We start from the raw sequence: 19,080 nt of genomic DNA, 5'->3' as shown, positions 1-19,080 counted from the left end.
AAGAACCTTAAAATTTATCTAAATTTTTGTGAATTAAGCGAGCTGTTCAACGACTTGACGCGTTTCTTTCGCAATGCGTCCTTCTTCGTCTGTAGGTACAACCCAAATCTGTGGACCTGTGCCATTATCGATTCGACCTTCAGTGCCGCGTGCTAAAGCATTATTTTTTTCTGCACTAAATTGCAAACCAAAGTGTGGTAGATAAGCCAAGGTTTTTTCACGAACATAAGCTGAGTTTTCACCGATTCCGCCCGTGAAAACTAAACCATCTAAACGAGGCAAACCACAGCTCAAAGCAGATAATGATTTTGCTAAACGATAGCAGAATACTTCAATCGCAAGTGTTGCCCCTTCATGACCATTACCCGAAGCTTCAACTAAAGTACGCATATCGTTTGAAAGGCCAGATAAGCCAAGCAAGCCACTTTCTTTATTCAACATACTGTCAATTTTCTGGATACTCCAGCCTAAATTACTTGCAAGGAATAAATGTAGGCTTGGGTCAACATCGCCACTACGTGTTCCCATCACTACACCTTCTAATGGAGTCATGCCCATAGAAGTATCAAGACTTTGACCATTCCAAACGGCACAAGTTGAACTACCATTGCCTAGGTGAGCACTGAGCCAGCCCCCTTGATTTTTTGCACCAGCAAGTTCACTCGCACGCTCAGTAACATAAGCGTGGCTTGTTCCATGGAAACCATAGCGGCGGACATGGTGTTCAGTATATAAATTTTGCGGTAAAGCATAACGATACGCATGTTCAGGCATGGTTTGATGGAATGCAGTGTCAAATACAGCAACCTGAGGTAATTCAGGGAACAAACGCATGGTTGCTTCAATCCCAATCAAATGTGCAGGATTGTGCAAAGGTGCAAGTGGTGTTGCAGCTTCGATGCGGCTTACAATTTCAGGTGTTAATAGTTCTGCTTTGGTTAAATTGCCACCATGAACAACACGATGACCAATCGCTTGTGGATTGTAGTTCGCTAAACGTGCAAGAAGAGTCTCAAGTGCTTTGGCGTGATCTGCATGTGGAATCGAAAGTTCAAGTGGCTCACCACCAATCGTAACGCCTTTGATACGCGCTTCAGCAGAACCTAAGTTTTCTGCTAATCCATAAATACGATCTTCACGGCGTTCTGAGATAAGCGCGTATTTGATTGAAGATGAACCACAGTTAATTACAAGTACAGATTTAGCCACGTTTGAACACCTAACAAATTTTGAATTTTATGACGAACACTTTTGATCTTGCTGCAACGTGTCGAGCAGAGCAATCACGTGCAATGTTTTAACATGGGTTGTCATATTGGCGAAGATAGACTTTAGCCTATACAACTGATTTATAATTGAATCTAATGATTATAGAGTGTAAATAGAAACTTCTTAGGATGAATCTGTTTATTTTGATCAGTGTTTTTGTATGAAAATATGTGAAAAACACGATAAAGATTAAATAAATGAGCTTTATCGTGCAGAGCTTTACTTGGATGTACATGCCTTATTGGCGTATTTGACCATCACCAAATACGATCCATTTCTGAGAAGTTAGACCTTCCAGACCAACTGGGCCACGCGCATGAATTTTGTCTGTTGAAATTCCTATTTCTGCACCTAGACCATACTCAAAGCCATCAGCAAAGCGGGTTGAAGCATTGATCATGACTGAACTTGAATCAACTCGTGCGAGAAACTCACGTGCTAGACTAAAGTTTTCAGTAATAATCGCATCGGTATGATGAGAACCATATTTATTAATATGTTCGATTGCTTCATCCATACCTGTAACAACTTTGATTGCAAGGATAGGACCTAAATATTCAGTGTACCAATCTTCTTCAGTGGCCGTTTTAACAGACTCACCTAAGATACGTTGTGTTTCCGCACAACCTCTTAGTTCAACTTGTTTATCTGCGTATAGTTCAGCAATACTTGGAAGGAAATCTTCTGCAATTGCTTCATCAACAAGTAATGTTTCCATCGCATTGCATACGCCATAACGATGTGTTTTTGAGTTGAGCGCAATTGGTAATGCTTTTTGTAAATCTGCTTGTGCTTCAACAAAAACATGGCAATTGCCATCTAAATGCTTAATCACAGGAATACGTGCTTCATTCGTTACACGTTCAATCAAGCTTTTACCGCCACGAGGAATAATGACGTCTACAAATTCAGTCATTGTGATTAAATGACCTACTGCTGCGCGGTCAGGTGTGTCAATCACTTGAACAGCATGTTCAGGTAAGCCGGCAATTTGTAAACCGTGTTGAATTGCGATTGCAATTGCTTTATTCGATTCAATCGCTTCTGAACCGCCGCGTAGAATAATGGCATTTCCTGACTTTAGTGCTAATGATGCGGCTTCAAGCGTAACATTCGGTCTCGATTCGTAGATCATGCCGATCACACCTAAAGGAACCCGCATTTTACCCAGTTGGATACCCGATGGACGGTAAGCTAAATCCGTAATTTCCCCGATTGGGTCAACAAGTGCGATAACATCTTTTAACCCTTGTAGCATGCCTTTAAAGCGAGCAGGAGTGAGTTCAAGACGATCAAGGAGGGCAGAATCTAATTGACGTTGGTGACCATTTTGCATATCAATTTGATTGGCTGCCAAAATTTGTGCTTGATTATTTTCTAAAGCAGTATAAATTGCAGACAGAGCATGGTTCTTTAGATGCGTTGATGCGCTCATTAAGATACGAGACGCTTGACGTGCCTGAGTACCAACCTGTTGCATATAGTTTTGAATAGAATCTTGCATAGCATTTTGACGATTGCATATATTTATAATGATAGTAACAGTCAAATGCTGAACAATGAATAGGCTGAACTGACAATTCAAAAAATTATAGATTGTAAATTTTGAGTAGTTCTTTTGATTTAAAATTAAATTTACAAGCTGATTACATATTTTGCAAAATATTATTGATCTAAACAAGATAAGTGGTTAAGGAAATGATTGCGTATAAATCATGCATTTGTATAGAATGAAAAATGTATAGGATAAATGTAATACAAATTTTATAAATTTGTTAACTTGTAACTAGAACTCACTAAAAATGAGACTAATTACAGCAAAAAAATAAACAAGGATGGAGGAAGGATATGAATTCCATAATCCAAATGGACTCGGATTTAAACCATACCTACACAGGGTTTGGTTTTTTCGACATATACAATAAAAACAGTTTTAAACAACCAGCGCGTACTACATGGATAGATGGTTGGAAAATTGAATATATGGCAATTGCAGATCCTAAGACGATCTACAACACGCCAATTGTAATTGTCGGGGGCGCATTTCAAAATTTTAACTCTTATAAGTATTGTGTTGAGCAACTCTTTGAGAGTGGGCCTGTCATATTGATTGATTTACCATCAATGGGCGCAAATCAGCAGATTCGAAATGTGGACACAGGCGAGTCAGCTGGAATTCTTGAATTACCAGATTTATCAAAAATGTTGGGCCAATGGCTTGATATTGTTGGGATTGATAAAGTTTCGGTCATGGGTATGTCATTGGGTTCAGTTGTTGCATCTTCATTTGCACACCAACGTCCTGAACTGATTGATCGCATGGTCTTGATGGGTGTGATGCAAAAAACCCGTAAAAGCTGGCGTATGCTGCTCGAGGAATCTTTACACTTGATGCGTGAAGATCGTATGGAGGAGTTTGGGCAAGCAGTTATTTTGTATCTTGTGAATCATGCGAAGCTTGATAAAACTCGTATGTCTCCAACGGCAAAACGTTTATTTTTTAGACAGATGGCAGAGTTTACTGCAACTGAACGTGAGCGTTACGAGATTAATTGCAATCGACTACTCCGTTTAAGCAATGTACCTGTTGCGCAGTGTAAAACTCTAGTTGCAGCGGGGCAGTACGATAGCTTTACTTTGCCACATGAAAATGCAGACTTTGCTTTGCAATGTAATAATATGGAATTTGCATTGATTGCTAATGCAGACCATGTTCCACAATTACAACGCCGCAAAGAAACGATGACGCTTTTTACTACGTTTTTAAAGGGAGAATCCATCGACAATCTTGATGGTATTATTCCAATGAACCGCGAACAGATGAAAAATATTGAGCGTCGTGGTGAGGAACGTATCCCTGTTTTAAAACCAGACACTAAATTATCACATCGACATTCAGATACCGAAGTAGCAGTCAAGATTGTAGATATTACGTTCTTTGGTGTGTACCTAAAACTTGATCATTTGGATCAGCTTGATTTTGTTAGCCAGCATCCACGAGATTTAGCCTTACATTTAGCTGATGAAGAAGGTGAGTTTAAAATAGAATGTTTAACATTTGAGGCAACCGAACAGGGTTTACGTATCTTGTTTAAACACGGTAGTTTCGACGTTGCGGATCGTTTGTCTCGTTTTATTGAGCGTCAGAAACAAATTTAATTATTTTCAATAGAATTTTAAGAGAGAAGTGTTTTGAATTCACTTCTCTTTTTTTTTGACTTTTATTTATTGGTCGCTTGAATCATCCAAACAAGATCACCGAGATGCTGTTCCTTGTTCTCTAAACGTGTTTGTTCAAAGAACTCTTTAGGTTGAAGTACTTCAACTTGCTTAAAACCAGCTTCATGAAAAAAATTCTCTACCTCTGCTGGTGTCTTAAAGTGGAAGCTAAAAGCGCTGCGTGACATTAATTTCAATAAACGACTACTATTCCAGATAATGGTTGCTAATTTATTTTGAGTGGGTTCGGGATAAAGATCGGTTAAATAATGAAGTTCTTTGAAGTCACGGCCATAGATCGCAATTGCTTGAATAAGTTGCTGAAGTAGGGGTTTTTCAAAGTAGTTAATTAAGCCTTCACTAATAATCACTAAAGGTCGTTTAGGGTCAAAGACTTTAAATACGTTTGCAAATGCTTCTGTAAATAAATCAACGGATAGGACATCATCAACATGTGGTTCAATTTGTTGTAATGCTGCTTGTTTTGTTGCGGCCATATCTGGTAAGTCAAGTTCACGATAGCAAATGTCTGGGTGATGCTGTCTAAACCACCAACCTCGTGGCGATAAGCCACATGCAATTTCAAGTACTTGTAGGTTTGGATATTGCTGAATCAATTGCTCTAAATGCGTATCAAGCATGGTATGGCGTTGTTTCAACGTTGTTCGCATACTTCCACCAACATACTTTTCTGCCCAACTTTCAATTGGATGGACTAAGGCTGCTAGTGTTTTTCCTTTAGTTGTCGCTAATGCAGGGTGGGAAATGCCCATTTGATACCAAATATAGCCGGTATAGTGTGCAGTAAATGAAATATGGCGGTGTTTCGAAAGTTGTTGTGTCATCTGTCCTAGACTCAATTTTTTTCATTTTATTGTGTTCCCATGCACAACCCATTTGCGCGAGGAAATTGACCTATTCATTTTCAAATAGGTCAATTAGAGATGGTGTGTTAAATCATCTTTTGCTTATTGGCAAGTTAAAACGAATTCTTAAAGTCTTCAATGACTTTTTTTACGTTCTGCCAACTTTCATCTAAATTTAGTGTTGAACCTATTTGGATGTTTGGAATTTTACCGCGCATACGCTCTAGACGTTGTTGATTTGGTAAAGCCAATTTTTGAATGCCATCTAAAGCTGTACATGCTGCTATTCGATCATTACACACTAATCCCATATCACAACCCGCATTTAATGCCGCTTGAATACGTGCATCAGCACCACCAGCAACACATGCGGCTTGCATACTGAGATCATCAGAGAACAAAACGCCGTCAAATTTGAACTGCTGGCGTAAGATATTTTGCAGCCAGAATGAAGAAAAGCCAGCCGGATTTGGATCGACTTGATCATAAATCACATGCGCAGGCATTAAAGCATCAAGTTGAGGCATTAATTTGATAAAGCTTTGCATATCTTTGTCATAAATTTCTTGATATGAGCGACTATCAATCGCCGCAGCGACATGTGAATCAGCTTTTACAGAACCATGTCCAGGGAAATGTTTTCCAGTTGTTGCCATACCTGCTTGTTTCATTCCACGCATAAAGGCATCAGCCAGTGGCACGATGTCTTGCATATTTTTAGCAAAGCTTCGATCACCAATCACATCACTAATATCATTGAGATCTAGGACTGGAGCAAAACTAAAATCGATACCTACAGCGAGAACTTCAGTTGCCATTAACCAACCACACTGTTGGGCTAACTCAATTGCTTGTTCGGGATGATGTACATAATGTTCACCAAGTCGCCCCATTGCAGGTAACAAGGTGAAGCCTTGTCTTAAACGTTGAACACGCCCACCTTCTTGATCGACAGCAATCAGAATATCTGGACGGACTTGGCGCATATGATCAGTTAAAGCGCGAACTTGTTGAGGAGACTCAATATTTCGTGCAAATAAAATCATGCCACCGACTTGCGGAGCTTGTAATAGTTCAATATCTTCTTGAGTAAGTTCTGTGCTAGCAACGTCTAGCATCAATGCGCCGATCATATAGATTCCATTTGAATTTTGATGTAAAAAAGCGATAGCTAAATTGTGCAATGATTTGCTACATTTTGTCAGTACAGAATATGATAAAACTACATGATATTGATGATAAGTGCTTGTTGGTCATTTATTTATAATGATTAACCTGTACTACAGTTTGGTAAAAATATTGAATGAAATATGTTCATATTGATCGTACTAGCATGTAATAATTGCCATATCCAAGGAAGTACCAAAATTTTATGAAACTTCAAATGATAGCGTGTGCAGTTGCAATCGCGACTGGTGGTTTATTTTTTTCTCATACAATGAATGAGGCATTTGCGGCAACGGAAGCTCCTGTTGTTTCAACCGTGATCAAGCCATCACAAGAACAAGCATTGGTCGCACGTCAGTTGGCAACATTAGTTGATCGTCAGCATTATCTGAATATGCGTTTAGATGCTGCGACATCAAATCGTATTCTAGATATGTATTTGGACAGCTTAGATCCAGATCATTCATTATTTCTGAGCAGTGAAGTTTCAGAATATAAAAATAAATATGGTTCAAACTTTGGTAGCTCATTAAAAGCAGGAAACCTGACGGGACCTTTTGCGATTCATGCCCAATATCGTGAACGCTTGAAACAGTTCTACGAATTTATGTTGGCTGAATTGAAGAAGCCACAAAATTTACAGCAAAAAGGTGTGTACCTTGATATTGATCGCGAAAAAGCGCCTTATTTTCAGACTTCTGCCGAGCAACAAGCACATTGGCAGAGAATGTTGGTGTCTCAGCTAATTAATTTAACGATTAGCAAAGAAGAAGAGCAGGCGAAGCAAAAAGCTTTGAAAGCAGATCCATCTCTTGCAAATGGTCAGGATTTAACTGGTCCAGAGGATTTAACACCAGTACAAACGCTGACAAAACGTTATACGCGCCAGCTTGAACGTATTGGTCGTGTAAAGAGCGATGATGTTTTAGATAAAACATTAAATGCAATGTTGGCAACCTACGATCCACATAGTAATTATTATCCTCCTATTGATGCGATGGAGTTAAATCGCCAGACCACATTGCAACTTGAAGGCATTGGGGTATCTATTCGCCCAGAACGAGGCAATGAAGATTACACCAAGATTGAAACCATTGTTGAAGGTGGGCCAGCGAGTAAATCTGGTCAAATCAAATCAGGAGATCGAATCATTGGCGTTGCCCAAGATGGCGAAAAAATGATTGATGTCATTGGTTGGTCGAGTTCAGAAATTGTTGGATTGATTCGTGGTAAGCGTGGAACTAAGGTAACGGTTCGCTTACTCGGTGCGGGTGCTTCGATGAGCCAAGCACGTAATGTGAGTTTAGTTCGAGATGTGATTCAGGAAGAGGATGCGGGTGTTCGCTCACGTACAGTTGAAATTACACGTGATGGAAAAAAACATCTTTTCGGTGTGATTGAAATCCCATCTTTCTATTTTGATTATCGTTCACGTCGAGCTGGTACAGAATATCGTTCAGTTTCTGAAGATACAGCAAAAGCATTTGAATCGCTCAAAGCACAGAAAGTAGAAGGTGTTCTGGTTGATTTACGTAATGACCCAGGTGGTTCATTAGAAGAGGTTGCTCGTATGCTGGGTCAGGTGATTAAGTCTGGTCCAGTCGTACAAATTCGGGATGGCAATGGCAATGTGAATGTTTTTGAAGATACTGATGGCGGAGAGCAAATTTATGCTGGGCCAATGGCTGTGCTCGTTAACTTAGCATCTGCGTCTGCGAGTGAGATTTATTCTGCTGCAATCCAAGATTATGAGCGCGGTATTATCATTGGTAGTACTACGACAGGAAAAGGCACCGCTCAAGTTCAATTAGACTCCTTAGCACATGGTCAGGCAACACTAACTCAACGTAAATTCTATCGTGTCACGGGTGGAAGTACGCAGAACAAAGGCGTGATTCCTGATATCAAACTTGTTGATATTTACAATGAGGAGTTTGGTGAGCGTAAAGCTAAAAATGCATTGAAATGGGACACCATTCCAACAGCACCTTTCAAGCGCGAAGGTTCTGTACAACCGTATATTGCTAAACTTACCCAATCTTCTGAGCAGCGGGTGAAAGCTGATTCACAATTTAATTATTTAGAAGCTCGAAAACTGATCGCACAAAAAAGTTCTGATCAGAAGAAAGTTGAGTTAGATATTGCTCAACGTCGGGCTGAGCTAATTGATTTAGAAAAGCAAACCCTCAATGCTGAAAATCAGCGTCGTATAGCGACAGGTCAGGCACCTTATGCCAACTGGGAAAGCTATCAGGCTTCGATTGATGCATTAATTGAGTCACGTGCCAAAATGAAAGCTTATGCACGACCAGCATTGCCAGAAGAAGAAACCTTTATTACAGAAGCTGCAAATGTTTTGATTGACTACGCAAAGTTGCAAAGTCATTAAACTATAGTTATAGAAATATAAAAAAGCCCTCAAATTGAGGGCTTTTTTATTAATTAGATTCAGTTATTCACACGAATCCAGATTTGACTACGACCTAATACTGATACGCCTACATATCCCCGTAAGTGTAAACGTTGTCCATTATTACTTACTTTTGCTGCAAGACTATAAATACGACCACTGTTTGGATCTAAGATTTTGCCACCAGAATAAGATAAGTCTTTTTTATGCTTTAACTTGGTGATAACAGTCAAACCGAGGATAGGTTTGTTGGTGTAAGGAGCAGGGCAGCCCGTACAAAATTCTTTTGGTATATAACCTGTGCGTGGCGTAATTTTAGTGATTTTACCAATATATGTCCCATCGGCTTCTTGGGTGATTTCAACTTGCCCTTTGGGTGCTCCAGTTAGATCATCAATACTTTGCCAAGTACCTATAATATCCTGTGCAAAAGTCAGATGGCTAAGACTAAATAAGAAGAAAAACGTAATCAGTTTTGTGTACATGTTAAGCTACTCAGCCACTATTATTGTCTCTCTATTATTTCGGATTTCTAATAACACATTCAATCATTATTTTACATTTGTGTATTTTTTTAATAATTGAAATTTCAATGAATTTTTTTTAATTTTTAAGAAAAAACACCTTTCATTCGGAACGAAAAAAAGGTGTTTTATAGTGCTAAACCGTGATCAATTTGATCAAATACGGAGATGGCTGGCGCAATTGATAGCTCTAAAATTTTATTCTGCGCGAATCCAGATCTGATTACGACCTAATGCAGATATCCCAAGATAGCCACGTAAGTGTAAACGTTTACCATTTGAACTTAATTTTGCTTTCATACTATAAACTTTACCTGTATTCGGATCTAGGATACGTCCATTAACGTAGTTAATTCCTTCACCATGTTTTAAGCCTGTCATAACATCTAAGCCTAAAATTGGTTTGTTGGTATATGGTGCAGGACAGTCCACACATATTTCTTTAGGTGTGTAACCTGCTCGTGGAGTAATCTTTACAATCTTACCCGCATAAGTACCGTTCGCTTCTTGACGAATTTCAACCAAAGCTTTTGGTGCACCAGTTTTGTCATCGATACTTTGCCACATACCTGTAATATCTTCTGCAAAGCTAAAACTGCTTACCGCAGAGAGAATCAACGCGCCTAATAATTGTTTGCCCATCATTAAAAATCCTTTTAACGTTTGAACTTTCATTATGTAGGATTTTTGACAACTAGTTCAATATTAATTGACATCTGTGTGACAAATTAAGAAAGAGACAAAATAAAAGTGGGTAGCCATATAGCAGTAAATACACCATTCACAGCCATACCAAAAGCAGCATAACGACCTGTAACAGGGCCTCGCTGCCATGCTTGTGCTGTACCAATTGCATGAGCAGCCAAACCTAAAGCTAAGCCTGAAGCCCGTTCATCATGGATATGTTTTAAAATCCACGGAGAAAATGCGGCGCCAATGACTCCAGATAAAATCACAATCAGTGACACCATCATCAGAGGAGCGTGTAATAGTGTGGCAATATTCAGAGCAATAGGCGTCGTTACAGCTCGGGTCGCAAAAGCCATAATTGTTGGTTCTGACATGTGTAATAAATATGCAAGTCCCATCGGTAATGCAACTGCACTGATACTTGCAAAACACAAAATGCCAATCATTGATTTAATTGGCAAATCATCATAACGCATCGCAGCTAAAGGAATGGCTAAAGCCACAGTAACGTAGCCAAGTAAATGATTAAATATACTATTCACATTATTCATGTAATGTTCATAAGGAATACCCAAAATTGCGAGTAGTCCAATCACGATAAACATCGCAAAAACAATTAATGGAATCTGTGGAATTTTTTTGTTTAAAGGTTTTGCGATGAGATAACTGATTAAGGTAATCACGAATCCATATATAACCATCAACATATTCATGAACTCCTATAACCAGCGTTTCGCCATTTTGGCGTAAATCCACAATGGCAATAAAGTACTCAGTGTTAAGACAAATAAAAAGATTGGAATTTCTTTGCCTAAATGCACCAACATGATCAAAGAGCCAGCACAGATTGGCAAAAATGCAAAAGCACTTTCTTTCATGATTTTGTTGTTGGTATCTATAAGACGATTGGAGATTTTTCTGAATCTTCTCCAAATTAATAAAGTTGCAAGTAAGCTGATCAGCCCGACAAGATTACCTAATTCTGGATGATGAAAGACTGTGGTAATAGCAACAGCGCCTTCACGAAATACAATAATTAATAGAATCGTGCAAAACCAAGCTGTCCAATCAATTTCTTTCATCTTTTTTCTAACTCTCACTTATGAACGATTATTACATTGATGCTTACTTTTCAAATTCTTCCAAAGGCCTGTGAAATAAAGCTGCTTGGTTTCCAAGAATTTCATCTAATGGTAGATGTGCTTGTTTGATCAGTTGATGCAATTTTTGTGGAGCAATACAAACTGATAAATGCAAATCACCTTGCTCATCATATTGTTCAGTTTGAATGACATTGAGTGTATAAAGTTGTGTGCGTAGTTTACCGTAAGCGGGTTTGAGAACTAAGTCGAAATGTTGTAACTGTCCCATGAGGCATTGTTGAACAGCTTGGCTTAGTAAATCCAATCCCTGCCGAGAATGCGCAGAAACATAAACACGATCAGGTAAATCTGCTGCCTTATAAATAATTTTTGCCGTATCACCGCTGAGATCAATTTTATTGTAAACATGAAGAATCGGTGCATCGGCTCCAATTTCTTTCAGCACAGATTCTACTGCTTCGATTTGTTCAGGCATGTTAGGGCTACTGCTATCAATTACATGCAGAAGTAAGGTCGCTTCTAGTGTTTCTTCTAAAGTAGCTTTGAAAGATTCAACCAAATCATGCTGTAAATTTCTCACAAATCCAACTGTATCTGCGAGTACGACAGTACCAATACCATCCCATTCTAGACGACGTAAGGTTGGATCGAGTGTTGCAAAAAGTTGGTCTGCTGCATAGACATCACTTTGGGCTAAAATATTAAACAGTGTCGATTTACCAGCATTGGTATAACCAACCAAAGAAATCGTTGGAATTGCTGCTTTTTGACGTGCGGCACGACCTTGTAATCGAGTCTGTTGAACTTTAACCAATTTGTCTTTCAGTTGGGTAATACGTACTTTGATGAGTCGGCGGTCAGTTTCAAGTTGTGATTCACCAGGACCACGTAGGCCAATACCACCTTTTTGTTGTTCTAAATTACCTGTAAAACCACGAATTAAACGGGTAGATAAATGTTTGAGCTGTGCGAGCTCGACCTGTAATTTACCTTCATGTGTCCGTGCGCGGAGTGCGAAAATGTCTAAAATAAGACCTGTACGATCAATCACACGACATTTTAAGATTCTTTCTAAATTACGTTCTTGAGCTGGTGAAAGAGAGTGATCAAAGATGACCAATTCAGCTTCTAGCTGCTGAACTAATTCTGCGATTTCATCAACTTTACCTGAGCCAATAAAAAATTTAGGGTCTGGTTTATTTCTTTGTACAGAAATATGTTCAAGAATTTCAGCACCAGCGGATTGAGCGAGCAATCGAAACTCTTCAGCATCAAGGTCATCGAGTAACTGCACAGAAACACTGACTAAAATTGCTCGTTCACCACCTTGTTGCCGCTCAAAAAATTCCACGCTGTTATCATATCCTGAGTATTGAAGCCTTATTCTAGAATAAACTTCAAGCAAAGGGCAAAGGCTTCATGGATTTATATGACATGATGGTGAATAAGTTTGATAAAACCAACGAGTGTGCCGATATATAAAATTGACCAGCCCAAAAACATTCTTAAAGCATAGCCATAAGGAATATTCACTTGATTATGAGATGTTGTGTGTTGAGGATTCATCATATGACCTCTTAATTTATTAATTCGATTTATTTATGATATTTAATTTAAAAAACCTTTTAAAATTGAAAATAATTATATTCACATTCGTTTTTTCTCATGGTGGTAACTTTTATAAATAGATACGGGCATGATATAAGTGAGCTAGTTCAATGCAATGTGCATACATGCGTACGGTTTTAATGATTTATGACTCAAGAAGCAACAGCAGCAAATAACACACCATTAAATTTAATCTCTAAATTGAGCTTGTATAGTAAAAAATTAGCCTCAGGTCTAGAAACAATTGGTGAAGGTTTTTATCTCATTTATCGACACGGTTTATACAAAGACCCGAATAATCCAACGAATACGCGTTATGTTCAGTATTTTTGCCGCCGTTTATGTGAAGTTTTTAATATCGAAGTGCAGATTCATGGCACTATTCCACGAGAACCAGCGCTTTGGGTGAGTAATCATATTTCTTGGTTAGATGTTGCTGTACTTGGCTCTGGAGCACGTATTTTCTTCTTGGCAAAAGCAGAAGTCGAAAAATGGCCTATTTTGGGTAATCTAGCAAAAGGCGGTGGAACCTTATTTATTAAGCGTGGTTCTGGTGACTCAATCCGAATAAAAGAACAAATTACAGAATTTTTAAAACAAGATATTCCAGTTTTGTTCTTTCCAGAAGCCACAACCACAGATGGTCGTCAGGTCAAAAAAGTACATGGGCGCTTATTGGGTGCTGCGATTGACGCGCAACGTCCAGTTCAAATTTGTGTGATTTGCTATGTCAATCAGCAAGATGAATTAGATCTAGTCGCACCATTTATTGGTGAAATGTCTTTTGCAGAACATGTGCAACGTGTTTTAGAAATGCCAAAAGTTACCGCACATTTATTGACCCTACCTGCAATTCCTGTAACAGGCCATACGGTAGATAGCTTAACTAAAGAAGTTGATCGTCAAATGCGAGCAGGGCTGCTTGAGTTACAAAGCAAAGTTTTAAATACTCTGCCATAACAACACTCGCTTTAAATTACATAAAGCCTTCAATTGGCAGCCATGAAATAATTTTCATTCCTGCCTTTTGCCACCATTTCATTCGAGGTTCTTTCGTGTAGATGACAGGACCTTGTGGTGTTTCACGTCGCCATGTAATTTTTTTATTGGCATCTAACACTAATTTATAGGCATATTTACTTAGGTTTTGGTCCATAGTCGCATGAACAGCCTGCGCTAAAGGTGGGCTATCTAAAAGCACGCCAATTTCAGTGTTCAGATAGGCAGAGCGTGGATCAAAATTAAATGAGCCAATAAAAACTTGCTTTTCATCTAGCGCCATCAGTTTGGCATGTAAACTGGAACGGCTTAGTCCTTTGATATTTACTTTTGCTTTCTTCGCGAGTTCTTCGGTATGTTTATCGAGATCATTTTTATTTAATGCTGGAAGAAACTCATATAGCTGTACACCATGTTCCAGTAAATCCTGACGATATTTTCCATAAAATGCATGAACAACAGCGACATCGTTTGCCTGAAATGAGTTTGTGAGCACTCGAACTTCGATTCCATCTTTTGCAAGATCATTGAGAATTTTAGCCCCCTTTTTTTCAGGGACAAAGTAAGCTGAGATGAGGTCAATATTTTTTTCAGGTTGTTCTAAATGATTAATCAATTGGAAATTAAGGTGTTCCTGTTTTTTTGCTTTTGATTTAATTTTGTCAGGAGAGTCTTTTACAACCTCAGCTTTTACCCAATTTAAAGGAATATCCCGACTGATAATTGAATCAATTGCCTGTGAGTTGCCCGTCAAATCAAGATAATTCTGTACCGTTGCTCTCTTATAATGCTCATCAAGTTGCTGTTTTAGGCTCTCATAGCTTAAGCGATGAGCATTTTGATTGACAATTTCCCTTACATCGTAGGCGTAACTATGATTCCAGTATTCGTCAAAAGACTGTGAAATGTCATTGACTGCTTTGCCCACCAACATCACATCGACATCAGAAAACTGATAGTTATCACTCACGTTGTAGTATTGATTCGTCATATTACGTCCACCAATCAAGGCAACTTGTTGGTCTGCAATAAAACTTTTGTTATGCATTCTGCGGTTGATACGTTTTAAGTCTAAAACCATATCAAGCGCACGGTATTTGCGAAAACGATAGGGATTGAATAATTTAACTTCAATATTTGGATGCTGTGCTAGAGCTAAGAAGATTCCTTCAGTTTTTTTTGCATTGTTATCATCAATAAGTAATCGCACTTTGACACCACGATCTGCTGCGCGAATCAGCGCATGCAAAGCAAGAGCACCTACTTTGTCATTGTCCCAAATATAATATTGCAAATCTAAGGTTTTCTCTGCCTTATCAATTAAACGTAGTCGTGCTGCTAACGCTTCTAGGGGTTCAAATAAAACGTGATAACCAGTCAATCCAGGATTTTGTTGTTCTAAAGGCTGAATGATCTGAGCCAAAGTTGTCTGATTTATTTCTAATTGTTGAATGTTAGATTGTTGTATTGGCTCTATTTTATGTTTAGGTAGTGTGCTGCATCCTGTGATTGCGATCGCAATACTACAATAAATCGCAAGCATACTTTTATTGTAAGTAGTTGTACTTATTTTTGTATGTTTGCGATTTAGATGAGAAAATTGCGTCATAATCTTTACTGATTAAAAGTTGGACTTGAGTATAGCATTTCATCAAAAATTATAAATATGAGATGCGATGTATGCCCTAATGTCAGATTAATGAGAGTGGTAATGTCGAATTCAGACACAGTTATATTAGTTTTTTATATTATTTTTATTGTTTTAGCCTTGTGGGCATTCGCTCAGGCATGGATTCATCAAGCAAGAACTGAAACGATTCATCCTTTTAAAGCTTTTGTCCATCTAGCAGCATTTTATCTTTCTTATTTATTAGTTCCTCTCTGGTTTTTTACCTTGTATGCAGGTTGGTCTGAGTTTTACAGTTTACATGAGAGTATTTTTGTTTTTCTTCTAACGAGCATATTGATTTATGCACGATTTATTGAACCACATATGGTTCATATTAACCATCATCAATACCGTTTAAATCCAGATCGTGATTTTATCCAACCTGTTAAAGTGGCCTTAATTGCAGATATGCATGTGGGATTGTTTTCTGGTCATGAACGTCAATTAAAAAGCATTGTTAAAAAGTTAAATGAAGCTAAACCAGATATTGTGGTGGTTGCAGGTGATTGGACTTATGAACCTGAGAATCGCTTGATTCAAGAACTCTCAGTACTAAAACAAATTCATGCCCCTGTATATTCTGTCCCCGGTAACCATGATGAGCAGTATCCTGGTCCACCTATACAGACATTATTAAAAGATGCATTAGAGCAGAATAATGTGATTGATATAGAAGGCCAGATTATCGATTTTGATGAGTTTCGCTTAATTGGAATTGGTGATTTATGGGCGGGTAAAGCAAATATGCGATTTATGCCAGACTTACCACAAGATAAACCATGGCTCATTTTATCTCATAACCCTGATACAGTAGATATGGTGCCGGCATTACCTACACGACCATTAATGCTGGCTGGTCATACACATGGAGGGCAAATAGAACTTCCTTGGATTACAACGTATATTATGAAAAAAGTGTCTATCTTGGGGCACAAAAAAGGTTTTTATACACATGAACACGCTGATGTATTTGTAACGGTGGGAACTGGAATGGTTGGCGTTCCATTTCGATTTCGAGTTCCACCGACGATTGATATTATTGAACTCATATAAATTAAAAAAGCCAACTATTTAAAGTTGGCTTTTTTAAAAAATTACAAGTTAAGGAATAATAATAATCGTAACTCGGCGGTTATTCGCGCGATTCTCATCAGATGTATTTGGCACGAAAGGTTGGCTTGCACCGCGACCAATCACAGTGACATTATTTGGTTTGAAACCCTGATGAATAAAAATCGAAGAAACACTTTGAGCACGTTCTTCAGATAATTTCTGGTTATATTCAGGATTACCAATATCATCAGTGTGACCCACAACTTTTAATTTTTGCAGATCATATTTGTTTAGTTGATTGGCAAGACGAACGATTTCTCTTTGATTTTCAGGTTTAATATCTGCTTTATTAAAGTCGAAAAGTAAACGTTCAGGCAGACCCAGACTCCAGCCTTCTTCTGTTAAAACGAAACCTTCTTTTTTTAGCATTTTGACTTGACGATATTTCAAAGGACCAAAACTTAAACAGCCAGCCAATGTTAGGCAGAGTAATGCTACAAAGGAGATCTTAAAAGTGTGAGCGCGCATAACATGTCCTAAATTTCTGGTTTATAAAGAAACCAATGTGGATTTAAATTTTTAGCTTTATACATTGCTTGATCTGCTTGCATGACTAAATCATCTGGATTGTCTGCAAACTGTGAAAATGCAATCCCTAAACTAAAGCTAAAATGGATAAGTTGACCGTTAAAATCCAAAGGCTCATCACAACTTGCTAGTAAACCTTCAGCGATTGTTTGTAAGTAATCAGAATGATGGATGGTATGCAAAATGATTGCGAATTCATCACCACCCAAACGAGCAATAAAGTCTTCTTGTCTGACAGACTGCATTAATCGATTTGCCATTTCTCTTAATACCGCATCGCCAGCAAGATGACCATAATGATCATTAATTGCTTTAAACTTATTATTATCTATGAAAATCAGCGCAGAATTGTGACGAAATTGCTTATTTTTAAAAATATTGAGTAATTCTTCATAAAAATAGTGTCGATTAGGTAAACCTGTGAGCTGATCATGGTGAGCTTGAAATGAAAGTTGGAGATTCTCTTTCTGTAAATGAGTATGCCAAACTTGTATTTCTTCTAAGAGCTCATTAAATACCGTATTCAGATTTTGAAACTCTTTAATATGGTTATTGGGGAAGCGTAAGTTGTAAGCTTTCTGATCACTCACTAATTGAGCGATATGGGTTAATGGTTTGATCGCTTGCATGATTTGGCGATAGGTAAGATTAACGGACCATAAAAGTGCAATCACGATAAAAAACATTGATATGGCTAGGCCAATAATGATGGTCTTTAAAAAATGTAAAATGTTTTCAGAACTACCATATAAAACCAATTCACCAACTTTTTTCTTATGATGCATCACAATAAGTTTAATTGGGTCGTGCAAGAACCAACGATCTAATATGCTCTGTAAAAATGAGGTATGCGCTATTTGCTTAGTACTTTCTGCTAATAATTGATGTTCTGGGTCATACACATGAATACTGCGAATAGCATGATCGGTTGTATAGTCAGCTAAGATTTGATCAATAGCACCTTTATCTTTAAAAACGACAGCAGGTTGAATACGTTCAAGTACGGTTTGACTTAATAGTTGCAAATTCTGTTTAGCATAAGTTTCCATGGTAAACATGGAAATTGTTGCAAAAGTACAAGAGCAAATTAAAAAAGTAATTGCAAAAATCGTAAATTGAGATTTACGGAATAAAGCATGTAGCGAAGTAGATTGATATAAATTCGAAATCACTTTAATTACTCCGTATTCTTCGCCAAGATTAAGACTCGGGGGTCGATATGAACTTTGGAGTAACTCAAAGCATCTAGATTTACTTTAAATGTAGAAGAGGTCTTTTTGTTGTATAAGCAGAAAATACTGCCGATTTCACATGCTGGATTATTAATACTTAATGACAGCAATGAACGCGATGGATAAGCTTGAATCAAGTTTTGTTGTTGTTGCGGTGTTGTTGTTGAGAAATACACCACATGACATTCTGTTTTTTGAAAATCTTTTGAATTAACAGCCTGCACCTGATAGTCATATCCAAGTTGTTTAATATTGGACTGAAATTGATTCGAAGCCTCAGCATTATCTATTACACAAATAATTGGGCGAGATGTATTCGACCACTTGCTATAACTCAATATGGTTAATGCTAATTCATAAAAATTATGATTTGAAATGGCGTAACAAATCTGGCTTGTAGCGATCGACGCTAAAAGCAACAGTAATTGTACTTTTTTACTAATAAACCGTATTTTCAATCAAAAATGCCAAAAAATGTGAAGCAAGAGACATATTCTACTTAACTTAATTGTTTAAAAAAAGTTCTTATCGACAAAGAAAATAGATAAAAAGTAACTGATCAGTCTAAAAAATGTTCATTTAAATAAAAAGATTAAGAAAGGGGGTTGTATTGGTTTGGGAATGCTGTAGAATGCACATCCATCGGCGGTGATGCAGATAAAAACTTGTTGAGAAACAAGGAT

18 protein-coding genes are annotated in these 19,080 nt (G+C 37.9%); 4 read left to right on the top strand and 14 right to left on the bottom strand.

Annotated features, from left to right (window positions below; genetic code table 11):
* Window positions 1-33 precede the first annotated feature (33 nt).
* Both IEV17_RS16195 and IEV17_RS16190 read right to left on the bottom strand, forming a co-directional pair.
* On the bottom strand, window positions 34-1,209 hold the full coding sequence (locus IEV17_RS16195; protein WP_004660458.1) for an acetate/propionate family kinase: 1,176 nt from the start codon (window positions 1,207-1,209) through the stop codon (window positions 34-36).
* A gap of 298 nt (window positions 1,210-1,507) precedes the next feature.
* The gene (locus IEV17_RS16190) at window positions 1,508-2,773 is read right to left on the bottom strand and encodes a glutamate-5-semialdehyde dehydrogenase (RefSeq protein WP_004660459.1); all 1,266 of its coding nucleotides are present in this window, start codon (window positions 2,771-2,773) and stop codon (window positions 1,508-1,510) included.
* A gap of 344 nt (window positions 2,774-3,117) precedes the next feature.
* On the opposite strand from IEV17_RS16190, the gene IEV17_RS16185 reads away from it, so the two are divergent.
* Entirely contained in the window at window positions 3,118-4,428 is a 1,311-nt protein-coding gene (locus IEV17_RS16185; protein ID WP_004660460.1) for an alpha/beta fold hydrolase, read from the top strand.
* A gap of 62 nt (window positions 4,429-4,490) precedes the next feature.
* Here IEV17_RS16185 and IEV17_RS16180 read toward each other — a convergent pair whose 3' ends face one another.
* Both IEV17_RS16180 and nagZ read right to left on the bottom strand, forming a co-directional pair.
* The gene (locus IEV17_RS16180) at window positions 4,491-5,333 is read right to left on the bottom strand and encodes a class I SAM-dependent methyltransferase (protein WP_004660461.1); all 843 of its coding nucleotides are present in this window, start codon (window positions 5,331-5,333) and stop codon (window positions 4,491-4,493) included.
* A 134-nt stretch (window positions 5,334-5,467) separates the two neighbouring features.
* Complete coding sequence (gene nagZ, locus IEV17_RS16175; protein WP_004660462.1) at window positions 5,468-6,487, bottom strand: beta-N-acetylhexosaminidase; 1,020 nt, start codon at window positions 6,485-6,487, stop codon at window positions 5,468-5,470.
* A gap of 239 nt (window positions 6,488-6,726) precedes the next feature.
* Here nagZ and IEV17_RS16170 point away from each other — a divergent pair, with 239 nt between their 5' ends.
* Window positions 6,727-8,910, top strand: coding sequence for a carboxy terminal-processing peptidase (locus tag IEV17_RS16170; RefSeq protein ID WP_004660463.1), 2,184 nt, complete (start codon window positions 6,727-6,729; stop codon window positions 8,908-8,910).
* 59 nt (window positions 8,911-8,969) lie between these two features.
* Here IEV17_RS16170 and IEV17_RS16165 read toward each other — a convergent pair whose 3' ends face one another.
* The 6 genes from IEV17_RS16165 to IEV17_RS16140 all read right to left on the bottom strand — a co-directional run bounded on the left by IEV17_RS16165 (window position 8,970) and on the right by IEV17_RS16140 (window position 12,817).
* On the bottom strand, window positions 8,970-9,416 hold the full coding sequence (locus tag IEV17_RS16165) for a DUF2147 domain-containing protein (protein ID WP_004660464.1): 447 nt from the start codon (window positions 9,414-9,416) through the stop codon (window positions 8,970-8,972).
* Window positions 9,417-9,653: 237 nt separating this feature from the next.
* Window positions 9,654-10,097 (bottom strand): DUF2147 domain-containing protein, encoded by a 444-nt coding sequence (locus IEV17_RS16160; protein ID WP_161794032.1) that lies wholly within the window; start codon window positions 10,095-10,097, stop codon window positions 9,654-9,656.
* An 86-nt stretch (window positions 10,098-10,183) separates the two neighbouring features.
* Window positions 10,184-10,852 (bottom strand): LrgB family protein, encoded by a 669-nt coding sequence (locus IEV17_RS16155; RefSeq protein WP_004660468.1) that lies wholly within the window; start codon window positions 10,850-10,852, stop codon window positions 10,184-10,186.
* A 12-nt stretch (window positions 10,853-10,864) separates the two neighbouring features.
* Window positions 10,865-11,227: a hypothetical protein gene (locus tag IEV17_RS16150; RefSeq protein WP_004660470.1), complete on the bottom strand. Its 363-nt coding sequence runs from the start codon at window positions 11,225-11,227 to the stop codon at window positions 10,865-10,867.
* 43 nt (window positions 11,228-11,270) lie between these two features.
* A complete protein-coding gene (gene hflX / locus IEV17_RS16145) occupies window positions 11,271-12,599 on the bottom strand; it encodes a ribosome rescue GTPase HflX (RefSeq protein ID WP_004660472.1) in 1,329 nt (442 codons plus the stop codon).
* Window positions 12,600-12,673: 74 nt separating this feature from the next.
* A complete protein-coding gene (locus tag IEV17_RS16140) occupies window positions 12,674-12,817 on the bottom strand; it encodes a hypothetical protein (RefSeq protein ID WP_155757109.1) in 144 nt (47 codons plus the stop codon).
* Between the two features lie 186 nt (window positions 12,818-13,003).
* On the opposite strand from IEV17_RS16140, the gene IEV17_RS16135 reads away from it, so the two are divergent.
* Window positions 13,004-13,816 (top strand): lysophospholipid acyltransferase family protein, encoded by an 813-nt coding sequence (locus tag IEV17_RS16135; RefSeq protein ID WP_004660475.1) that lies wholly within the window; start codon window positions 13,004-13,006, stop codon window positions 13,814-13,816.
* Between the two features lie 16 nt (window positions 13,817-13,832).
* Here the strand turns inward: IEV17_RS16135 and IEV17_RS16130 are convergent, their stop codons facing one another.
* Window positions 13,833-15,398, bottom strand: a complete 1,566-nt coding sequence (locus IEV17_RS16130; protein ID WP_427832716.1) for a phospholipase D family protein — start codon at window positions 15,396-15,398, stop codon at window positions 13,833-13,835.
* A gap of 168 nt (window positions 15,399-15,566) precedes the next feature.
* Between IEV17_RS16130 and IEV17_RS16125 the strand changes: the two genes are divergently transcribed.
* The gene (locus IEV17_RS16125; protein WP_004660478.1) at window positions 15,567-16,577 is read left to right on the top strand and encodes a metallophosphoesterase; all 1,011 of its coding nucleotides are present in this window, start codon (window positions 15,567-15,569) and stop codon (window positions 16,575-16,577) included.
* 48 nt (window positions 16,578-16,625) lie between these two features.
* Here IEV17_RS16125 and yfiB read toward each other — a convergent pair whose 3' ends face one another.
* From yfiB to yfiR, 3 genes are read right to left on the bottom strand one after another with little or no spacing between them, the layout of a single operon-like run.
* Complete coding sequence (gene yfiB, locus IEV17_RS16120) at window positions 16,626-17,105, bottom strand: outer membrane lipoprotein YfiB (RefSeq protein ID WP_004660479.1); 480 nt, start codon at window positions 17,103-17,105, stop codon at window positions 16,626-16,628.
* An 8-nt stretch (window positions 17,106-17,113) separates the two neighbouring features.
* Window positions 17,114-18,337 (bottom strand): diguanylate cyclase DgcN/YfiN, encoded by a 1,224-nt coding sequence (gene dgcN / locus IEV17_RS16115; RefSeq protein ID WP_004660481.1) that lies wholly within the window; start codon window positions 18,335-18,337, stop codon window positions 17,114-17,116.
* Between the two features lie 5 nt (window positions 18,338-18,342).
* Window positions 18,343-18,855, bottom strand: a complete 513-nt coding sequence (gene yfiR / locus IEV17_RS16110) for a regulatory sequestration protein YfiR (RefSeq protein WP_473828915.1) — start codon at window positions 18,853-18,855, stop codon at window positions 18,343-18,345.
* Window positions 18,856-19,080: the final 225 nt, after the last annotated feature.

Origin of the sequence: Acinetobacter modestus, from assembly GCF_014636095.1 — a bacterium.
Taxonomy (GTDB): domain Bacteria; phylum Pseudomonadota; class Gammaproteobacteria; order Pseudomonadales; family Moraxellaceae; genus Acinetobacter; species Acinetobacter modestus.
Note: the sequence above shows the minus strand (reverse complement) of the source record. Positions and strands in the feature narration are given on the sequence as shown.

Bases quoted from the DNA above. Each gene is read 5' to 3' on its own strand.
- yfiB (WP_004660479.1), bottom strand. From the start codon at position 17,105: ATGCGCGCTCACACTTTTAAGATCTCCTTTGTAGCATTACTCTGCCTA.
- IEV17_RS16185 (WP_004660460.1), top strand. From the start codon at position 3,118: ATGAATTCCATAATCCAAATGGACTCGGATTTAAACCATACCTACACA.
- IEV17_RS16150 (WP_004660470.1), bottom strand. From the start codon at position 11,227: ATGAAAGAAATTGATTGGACAGCTTGGTTTTGCACGATTCTATTAATT.
- IEV17_RS16130 (WP_427832716.1), bottom strand. From the start codon at position 15,398: ATGCTTGCGATTTATTGTAGTATTGCGATCGCAATCACAGGATGCAGC.
- IEV17_RS16140 (WP_155757109.1), bottom strand. From the start codon at position 12,817: ATGATGAATCCTCAACACACAACATCTCATAATCAAGTGAATATTCCT.
- IEV17_RS16135 (WP_004660475.1), top strand. From the start codon at position 13,004: ATGACTCAAGAAGCAACAGCAGCAAATAACACACCATTAAATTTAATC.
- IEV17_RS16170 (WP_004660463.1), top strand. From the start codon at position 6,727: ATGAAACTTCAAATGATAGCGTGTGCAGTTGCAATCGCGACTGGTGGT.
- IEV17_RS16165 (WP_004660464.1), bottom strand. From the start codon at position 9,416: ATGTACACAAAACTGATTACGTTTTTCTTCTTATTTAGTCTTAGCCAT.
- IEV17_RS16125 (WP_004660478.1), top strand. From the start codon at position 15,567: ATGTCGAATTCAGACACAGTTATATTAGTTTTTTATATTATTTTTATT.
- IEV17_RS16190 (WP_004660459.1), bottom strand. From the start codon at position 2,773: ATGCAAGATTCTATTCAAAACTATATGCAACAGGTTGGTACTCAGGCA.
- IEV17_RS16180 (WP_004660461.1), bottom strand. From the start codon at position 5,333: ATGACACAACAACTTTCGAAACACCGCCATATTTCATTTACTGCACAC.
- IEV17_RS16160 (WP_161794032.1), bottom strand. From the start codon at position 10,097: ATGGGCAAACAATTATTAGGCGCGTTGATTCTCTCTGCGGTAAGCAGT.
- nagZ (WP_004660462.1), bottom strand. From the start codon at position 6,487: ATGATCGGCGCATTGATGCTAGACGTTGCTAGCACAGAACTTACTCAA.
- IEV17_RS16155 (WP_004660468.1), bottom strand. From the start codon at position 10,852: ATGTTGATGGTTATATATGGATTCGTGATTACCTTAATCAGTTATCTC.